Origin of the sequence: Kitasatospora sp. NPDC090308 (assembly GCF_044769485.1) — a bacterium.
Lineage (GTDB): Bacteria > Actinomycetota > Actinomycetes > Streptomycetales > Streptomycetaceae > Kitasatospora > Kitasatospora fiedleri.
Genome location: NZ_JBIVXY010000023.1, coordinates 66164 through 73919, shown reverse-complemented (window position 1 = coordinate 73919; position 7756 = coordinate 66164). Strand labels below are relative to the sequence as shown.

Sequence of the window (7756 nt, the reverse complement as noted above, 5' to 3'; positions counted from 1 at the left end):
TGGTGTCCGAGGGGGGACTTGAACCCCCACGCCCGATAAAGGGCACTAGCACCTCAAGCTAGCGCGTCTGCCATTCCGCCACCCGGACCGGGTGTTCACCTCAGGGCTTCCTCGCGGCTGCCCCCTGGCGACAGAGAGAACACTACCAGGCCCGGGGAGTGCTTCTCACCTGCGTTTTAGGGTGCCGGGACGGCCGCCGCGCGGCGAACGGGGCGGAACCGGACAAGCCGGGCGGCGAGGCGGTGGTCCGGCGGGTGATTGCGCTGGTGGGCGGGGGCGCGGGCGATTTCGGACGGGCGTTCTGGCGGCAACAGTGGGCCCGTGGCGGGACGGGACCGGCCAGGACGGCGCAGAACGCGTACCGAATCGGTCGGGAACCTTCACGACACGCGTAGTTCCAGTCCCGGTGCGGGTCGCCGGGGAGTGCTCTCCTAGCCTCTGTGCACCAGGGAGCCTTGAGCGGAACGCCCGATTCCCGACAGCCGCCGCCGGTCGGACCCCGGCGCGGGAGCCTCCCGTCACCGCGTGAAGGGCGGCATGCAGTGGAACAGACGGACAAGGCGGTCCCCGACGCCGCGAGCTGGTGGCCGGGCCGCGCGCCCGGTCCCCGGCCCGCGCCGGGCCCGGAGACCGGGGTGTGGCGCTTCTCGGCGCTCTCCCACGAGGCGTCGGTGCCGCGCACCCGGCACGCGGTGCGCGACCGGCTGCTGGCCCAGGGGATGGCGGGGGAGCGCTACCAGGAGCTGGTGGACGACCTGCTGCTGATCGTCTCCGAGCTGGTCTCCAACGCCGTCACGCACGCGGCGGTGCTCTCGCCCGAGGTGGTGTGCGAGCTGGCCATCGGCGCGGACCGGGTGCGGATCTCGGTGGTCGACCGCCACCCGTACCGCCCCAAGGCGCAGGAGAACGACCCGGCCCGGCCGGGCGGGCGCGGGCTGCTGCTGGTCAAGAGCATCACCCTGCAGGCGGGCGGGGAGTGCGACGTGGAGCGCACCGAGGACGGCGGCAAGGTGATCTGGGCCAGCCTGCCGCTGCCCGCCGCCGGGGCGGGCCCGGAGGCCGACCCCGACGACGACGACAACTGAGACGACCACCGGACCGGGCCGGGAGGGCCGCTCCTACCAGTCGTGCCCGGCGATCTCCCGGATGCCCGGCAGCGCGGCCTCGAAGACCGTCTCGAACCACACCGAGAACGGCTTCTCGGCCCGCAGCTCGCGCAGCTCCGCCGCGGTCACGAACCGGGTGTCCTCGATCTCCTCCGGGTCCGGCTCCAGCTCGGCGGTGACCAGCCCGACGAACAGGTGGTTCCACTCCCGCTCGATCAGCCCGGACGCCTCGTCGGGCAGGTCGTAGCGGACGGTGCCCGCCTCGCAGAGCAGGGCCGGCGCGGCGCCCAGCTCCTCCGCGGTGCGGCGGGCGGCGGCGGTGAAGGGCTGCTCGCCCGGGTAGGGGTGGCCGCAGCAGGTGTTCGACCAGACGCCGGGGGAGTGGTACTTGCCGAGGGCCCGGCGCTGGAGCAGCAGCCGGCCCTGGCGGTCGAAGAGGAAGACCGAGAACGCCCGGTGCAGCCGGCCCGGCTGCTGGTGCGCCCAGAGCTTCTCGCCGGTCCCGATGGTCGCGCCGTCGTCGTCGACCAGTTCCAGCAGGATCTCGCCGGGCGCGGCCGAGGGCGGGGGGGCCAGTTCCGGCGAGAGGGGCTCGGTCGGGCTGACGGCAGGGCTCATGGGCACAATGCCCCTTTCGGCACGTGGACCGGGGCCGCCGCCCGGGCCGTGCGGTCCGCGGCTGCCCGCCCCGGTCCTTGGGGTCGGCTGCACGCGCGTCGGCCCGGACCGGCCGGTCCGGGCGACGGCGTCGGGGCCCAAGTCTGCCGCATGCCCCACCCGTCGCGGGGCCGCGACGCACACCCCGGGGCGGGAGGACGGGACCACCGGCAGAAGTGTTCGACCGGCGGTCCACCCCGGTCACCGGACGTTCACCGACCTCCCCCGAACGATCACCGGCGCCGTGCGGGCCCGCGTTCTGGCAGGTCGCCGAGGTCGCCTACCATCAGTGACACCGGGCGGCCCGCAGCGGCCGCCCGCTCGGCGCGCCGCAGCCGCGGCCGCACCAGGCCCGCACGGCACCGACCGATCCGGAACGACCGGTCCGGATCGGCGCCCGCGGCACCCGAGAGAACGTGGAGTCCCGCATGATCGGCCTCGTCCTGGCCGCCGGCGCCGGCCGCCGGCTCCGCCCCTACACCGACACCCTGCCCAAGGCGCTGGTGCCGGTGGACGGGGAGCGGACGGTGCTCGACCTGACGCTGGGGAACTTCGCCGAGGTCGGCCTGCGCGAGGCGGCGATCGTGGTGGGCTACCGCCAGGAGGCGGTCCGCGAGCGCCGGGAGGCGCTGGAGCGCAGGTACGGCGTCAAGCTCACCCTGGTCGAGAACGACAAGGCCGAGGAGTGGAACAACGCCTACTCGCTCTGGTGCGCCCGCGAGCTGTTCGCCGAGGGCCTGCTGCTGGCCAACGGCGACACCGTGCACCCGGCCTCGGTGCAGCGCACCATGCTGGACGGCAACGACCGCCGGATCAAGGAGGGCCGGGCCCCCGGCATCCTGCTCGCGCTGGACACCGTGAAGAAGCTCGCCGACGAGGAGATGAAGGTCGTCGTCGACCCCGAGCTGGGGGTGCGCCGGATCACCAAGCTGATGGACCCGCTGGACGCCACCGGCGAGTACATCGGCGTCACCGTGATCAACCCGTCCGCCGCCGACGCCCTGGCCGACGCGCTGAAGGCGGTCTACGAGCGCGACCCGCAGCTGTACTACGAGGACGGCTACCAGGAGATGGTCGACCGCGGCCTGACCGTCGACGTGCAGCCGATCGGCGAGGTCTCCTGGGTCGAGGTCGACAACCACGAGGACCTCGCCAAGGCCCGGGAGATCGCGTGCCGGTACTGACCCGCCTGGTGCCCTCGCCGGTCTTCGTGGAGATCCGCGCGGGCGCCCTGGACTCGCTCGGCGGCATCCTCGCCGACCAGCGGCTGTCGGCCGGCGGCCGGATCGCGGTGGCGATCAGCGGCGGCTCCGGCGAGCTGCTGCGCGAGCGCCTGGAGCCGGCGCTGCCCGGCGCCGACTGGTACCGGGTCGCCGACGGCACCCTGGACAGCGCGGTGCGGCTGACCGACGAGATCCGCCGCGGCCACTACGACGCGCTGGTCGGCCTCGGCGGCGGCAAGATCATCGACGTGGCGAAGTACGCCGCGGCGCGGGTCGGCCTGCCGGTGGTCGCGGTCGCCACCAACCTGGCCCACGACGGCCTGTGCTCCCCGGTCTCCACCCTGGACAACGACGCCGGGCGCGGCTCCTACGGGGTGCCCAGCCCGATCGGCATCATCGTCGACCTGGACGTGATCGCCAAGGCCCCGAAGCGGTTCGTGGCGGGCGGGATCGGCGACGCGGTCTCCAACATCTCCGCCTGCGCGGACTGGGAGCTCTCGCACGCGGTCACCGGCGAACCGGTCGACGGACTGGCCGTGGCGATGGCCCGTTCGGCCGGCGAGAACCTGCTCCGGCACCCGGGCACCCTGGAGGACCCGGACCTGCTGACGACGCTGGCGGAAGCCCTGGTACTGTCCGGCATCGCGATGAACATCGCGGGCAGCACCCGGCCCAGCTCGGGCGCCTGCCACGAGATCTCGCACGCCCTGGTCGAGCTGCACCCCAAGCGACCCGGCCAGCACGGCGAACAGGTCGGCCTCGGCGCGGCCTTCGCCTGCCACCTGCGGGGCGAGCGGGACCTGTCCGGACTGATCGTGGAGCGCCTGCGCTTCCACGGCCTGCCGGTGACCGCCGATCAGCTCGGCTTCACCGAGGCGGAGTTCACCGAAGCGGTGCACTACGCTCCGAACACCAGACCGGGGCGCTTCACCATCCTCGAACACCTCGACCTCTCCGTCACAGACATCAGGGACGCGTACGCCGACTATGTCCAAGCCGTCAACAGCTGAACGCCCGCCGGTCGACCTCACCCGGCGCCCGTCGATCGAGGAACTGCGGGCGGTGATCCACCCCGAGGGCATGCTGCAGCGCCGCAGCGCGGAGCACTGGGCGGGCCGCCTCTACATGCGGCGGATCTCGCTGCGGATCACCCGGGTCCTGTCGACCTTCACGGTGATCACGCCCAACGGCCTGACCTACCTGATGATGCTCACCGGCATCCTGGCCGGCGTCGCCCTGCTGGTCCCGGGCCTGACCGGCGCGGTCCTCGGCGCCCTGCTGATCCAGGTCTACCTGCTGCTGGACTGCGTGGACGGCGAGGTGGCCCGCTGGCGCCGGCAGACCTCGCTGACCGGCGTCTACCTGGACCGGGTCGGCCACTACATGTCCGAGGCCGCGCTGCTCACCGGCCTGGGCCTGCGGGCCGCCGACCTGTTCCACCGCGAGGGCGCGCACGCCGCCTGGCAGTGGGCCTTCCTGGGCACGCTGGCCGCGCTCGGCGCGATCCTGATCAAGTCCGAGACCGACCTGGTGGACGTGGCCCGGGCCCGCTCCGGCCTGACCGCCGTCGAGGACAGCGCCTCGGTGCCGCGCTCGACCGCGGTCGCCAAGGCCCGCCGGGCCGCCTCGCTGCTCAAGTTCCACCGCTTGGTCGGCGCGGTCGAGGCGTCGCTGTTCATCCTGGCCGCCGGCATCGCCGACGCGGTCCGCGGCGACCTGTTCTTCACCCGGCTCGCCGTCGTGGTGCTGGCCGCCATCGCGGTGCTCCAGACCGTCCTGCACCTGCTGTCCATCGTGCTCTCCAGCAGGCTGCGGTGAGCGACGACTTCCGCCTCGGCGCGGTCATCATCACGATGGGCAACCGGCCCGCCGAGCTGAACGCCCTGATCGAGTCGGTGCGCGCCCAGCAGGGCCCGCCGGTGGAGCTCGCGGTGGTCGGCAACGGCGCCCCGCTGCCGGTCCTGCCCGAGGGCGTGCGCAGCGTCGAGCTGCCCGAGAACCTCGGCATCCCGGGCGGCCGCAACGTCGGCATCGAGCTGTTCGGCCCGGACGGCCGGGACGTCGACGCGGTGCTCTTCCTGGACGACGACGGCCTGCTGCCGAACACCGACTCGGCGAAGCTGCTGCGCGAGGCGTTCACCGCCGACCCGGCGCTGGGCATCGTCTCGTTCCGGATCGCCGACCCGGAGACCGGCACCACCCAGCGCCGCCACGTGCCCCGGCTGCGGGCCAGCGACCCGATGCACGGCTCCCGGGTGACCACCTTCCTGGGCGGCGCCAGCGCGGTGCGCAGCGCGGTCTTCCCGCAGGCCGGCCAGCTGCCCGCGGAGTTCTTCTACGCCCACGAGGAGACCGACCTGGCCTGGCGGGCGCTGGACGCCGGCTGGTCGATCGACTACCGCCCGGACGTGGTCCTGCACCACCCGGCGACCTCCCCGGCCCGGCACGCCGCGTACTTCCACAACGTGGCCCGCAACCGGGTCTGGCTGGCCCGGCGGAACCTTCCGGCCCCGCTGGTGCCTCTCTACTTGGGAACCTGGTTCCTGCTGACCGTGCTCAGGCGTCCCTCCGGGGCGGCGCTGAAGGCGTGGCTCGGCGGGTTCCGGGCCGGTTGGAGCGAGCCCTGCGGCCCGCGCCGGCCGATGAAGTGGTCCACCGTCTGGCGCTTGACCAGGCTCGGCAGACCGCCAATCATCTGATCGCAACCGGTCGGTCCGCCTTCCCCCGGTCCGGCCGCGAGCGCACCAGAGCTCCCGTGGTACACCCCGGTCCCCCGCCCCGCCCCCCTCGGCGGGGGATTTCGACCCCTGAAGGACGAATGTGTCGACACTGAGTGACCCGGTCAACCTCTCCGCACCAAGGGGTTCCGACACGGGTCTGACCCCGAAGCAGCTCGCGGACAAGTACGGGTTGTCCGTCAGCGGCAAGCGGCCGAGCCTGTCCCAGTACGTCCGCCAGCTCTGGGCCCGCCGCGCCTTCATCAGCGCGTTCGCCACCGCCCGGCTGGTCGCGCAGTACACCACGGCGAAGCTCGGCCAGGTCTGGCAGGTGCTCACCCCGCTGCTGAACTGCGCGGTGTTCTACCTGGTCTTCGGCCTGATCATGAGCAACCGGGACACCGTCCCGAACTACATCGCCTGGCTCTGCATCGGCGTCTTCATCTTCCAGTTCTCGCAGAGCGCGATCCAGGCCGGCACCCGGTCGATCTCCGACAACCTGGGCCTGATCCGGGCGCTGCACTTCCCGCGCGCCAGCCTGCCGATCGCCTTCACCATCATCCAGCTCCAGCAGTTGCTGATCTCGATGGTGGTGCTGGTCGTCATCGTGCTGCTGAACGGCATCACCCCGGGCACGACCTGGCTGCTGATCATCCCGGCGCTGGTGCTCCAGTCGATGTTCAACACCGGTCTGGCCCTGGTGATGGCCCGGATCGGCTCCAAGACCTCCGACATCTCGCAGCTGATGCCGTTCCTGCTGCGCACCTGGATGTACGTCTCCGGCGTGATGTACAGCGTGTCGAGCTTCATCGAGAAGTGGCCGCCGTTCTGGCAGACGCTCTACTCGTGGAACCCGGCCGTGGTCTACATGGACCTGATCCGCTACGCCTTCATGCCCGAGAGCTTCGACAAGAAGCTCTACCCGGGCGGCTGGGACGCCCACGGCAACGCGCTGCCGAAGGCGCTGATCCTGCCCGACCACATCTGGATCATGGCCACCACCTGGGCGGTCGTCGCCTTCGCCGTCGGTTTCCTGTTCTTCTGGAAGGCAGAGGAGGAGTACGGCCGTGGCTGACGCAGCTCTCGACACCGTCAAGGAGGCCACCGCGGTGGACACCGACAAGGCCCGGGTCCCCACCGTGGTGGTGGACGACGTGCACATCGTCTACAAGGTGCACGGCGCCGGTTCCGGCAAGGGCAGCGCCACCTCGGCGCTGAGCCGGATCATCACCCGCAAGAAGTCGCCCTCGATCCGCGAGGTGCACGCGGTGCGCGGCATCAGCTTCACCGCGTACAAGGGCGAGGCGATCGGCCTGATCGGCTCGAACGGCTCCGGCAAGTCGACCATGCTGGCGGCCATCGCCGGCCTGCTGCCGACCGAGCGGGGGGCCATCTACACCAACGGCCAGCCCTCGCTGCTGGGCGTCAACGCGGCGCTGATGAACGACCTGACCGGCGAGCGCAACGTGGTGCTGGGCTGCCTGGCGATGGGCATGTCCCCGGCCCAGGTGCGCAAGCGCTACCAGAACATCGTCGACTTCTCGGGCATCAACGAGAAGGGCGACTTCATCTCGCTGCCGATGCGCACGTACTCCTCCGGCATGGGCGCCCGCCTGCGGTTCTCCATCGCGGCGGCGAAGACCCACGACGTGCTGCTGATCGACGAGGCCCTCGCCACCGGCGACCAGGGCTTCCAGCAGCGCTCCAAGGCCCGGATCAACGAGCTGCGCAAGGAGGCCGGCACGGTCTTCCTGGTCAGCCACGACAACAACGCGATCCGCGAGGTCTGCGAGCGCACCATCTGGATCGAGCACGGCGAGCTGATCATGGACGGGCACACCGACGAGGTGGTCCGCCGGTACGAGAAGGGCGAGCGCCCCTGAGCGGGGGCGGGTCGCACGGCGCAGGGCCGGTGCGCGGGGAGCGGATCCCCGGGCACCGGCCCTGCGCCGTGCGGCGGGTGAAGGCGCGGTGGCGGAAGCGTGTCCGTGGCGCGGTGGCGGTGCGGCCCGGTGTAGAACGGGGGAGTGACGGCAGTGTCGGATGCAACTAA

At 72.1% G+C, this 7756-nt stretch carries 8 protein-coding genes and 1 tRNA gene; 7 read left to right on the top strand and 2 right to left on the bottom strand.

Features of this window, described 5'->3' with window-relative positions; translation table 11 throughout:
- A tRNA-Leu gene (locus ACIQVD_RS32375) sits at positions 1-88 on the bottom strand.
- Between the two features lie 454 nt (positions 89-542).
- Between ACIQVD_RS32375 and ACIQVD_RS32370 the strand changes: the two genes are divergently transcribed.
- Entirely contained in the window at positions 543-1085 is a 543-nt protein-coding gene (locus tag ACIQVD_RS32370; RefSeq protein WP_400689101.1) for an ATP-binding protein, read from the top strand.
- 33 nt (positions 1086-1118) lie between these two features.
- Here ACIQVD_RS32370 and idi read toward each other — a convergent pair whose 3' ends face one another.
- Positions 1119-1730, bottom strand: a complete 612-nt coding sequence (gene idi / locus ACIQVD_RS32365) for an isopentenyl-diphosphate Delta-isomerase (RefSeq protein ID WP_400689104.1) — start codon at positions 1728-1730, stop codon at positions 1119-1121.
- A 461-nt stretch (positions 1731-2191) separates the two neighbouring features.
- Between idi and ACIQVD_RS32360 the strand changes: the two genes are divergently transcribed.
- The 6 genes from ACIQVD_RS32360 (at position 2192) to ACIQVD_RS32335 (ending at position 7586) form a co-directional block, all read left to right on the top strand.
- Positions 2192-2947, top strand: a complete 756-nt coding sequence (locus ACIQVD_RS32360; RefSeq protein WP_400689107.1) for a sugar phosphate nucleotidyltransferase — start codon at positions 2192-2194, stop codon at positions 2945-2947.
- Positions 2935-3996, top strand: coding sequence for an iron-containing alcohol dehydrogenase family protein (locus tag ACIQVD_RS32355; protein ID WP_100835528.1), 1062 nt, complete (start codon positions 2935-2937; stop codon positions 3994-3996). Before ACIQVD_RS32360 ends, ACIQVD_RS32355 begins: the two co-directional genes overlap by 13 nt.
- Positions 3997-4066: 70 nt before the next feature.
- Positions 4067-4804, top strand: coding sequence for a CDP-alcohol phosphatidyltransferase family protein (locus tag ACIQVD_RS32350; RefSeq protein ID WP_402292534.1), 738 nt, complete (start codon positions 4067-4069; stop codon positions 4802-4804).
- Positions 4805-4839: 35 nt separating this feature from the next.
- A complete protein-coding gene (locus tag ACIQVD_RS32345; protein ID WP_100838383.1) occupies positions 4840-5685 on the top strand; it encodes a glycosyltransferase in 846 nt (281 codons plus the stop codon).
- A 121-nt stretch (positions 5686-5806) separates the two neighbouring features.
- A complete protein-coding gene (locus tag ACIQVD_RS32340) occupies positions 5807-6778 on the top strand; it encodes an ABC transporter permease (protein WP_400689111.1) in 972 nt (323 codons plus the stop codon).
- A complete protein-coding gene (locus ACIQVD_RS32335) occupies positions 6771-7586 on the top strand; it encodes an ABC transporter ATP-binding protein (RefSeq protein WP_100835525.1) in 816 nt (271 codons plus the stop codon). Before ACIQVD_RS32340 ends, ACIQVD_RS32335 begins: the two co-directional genes overlap by 8 nt.
- Positions 7587-7756: the final 170 nt, after the last annotated feature.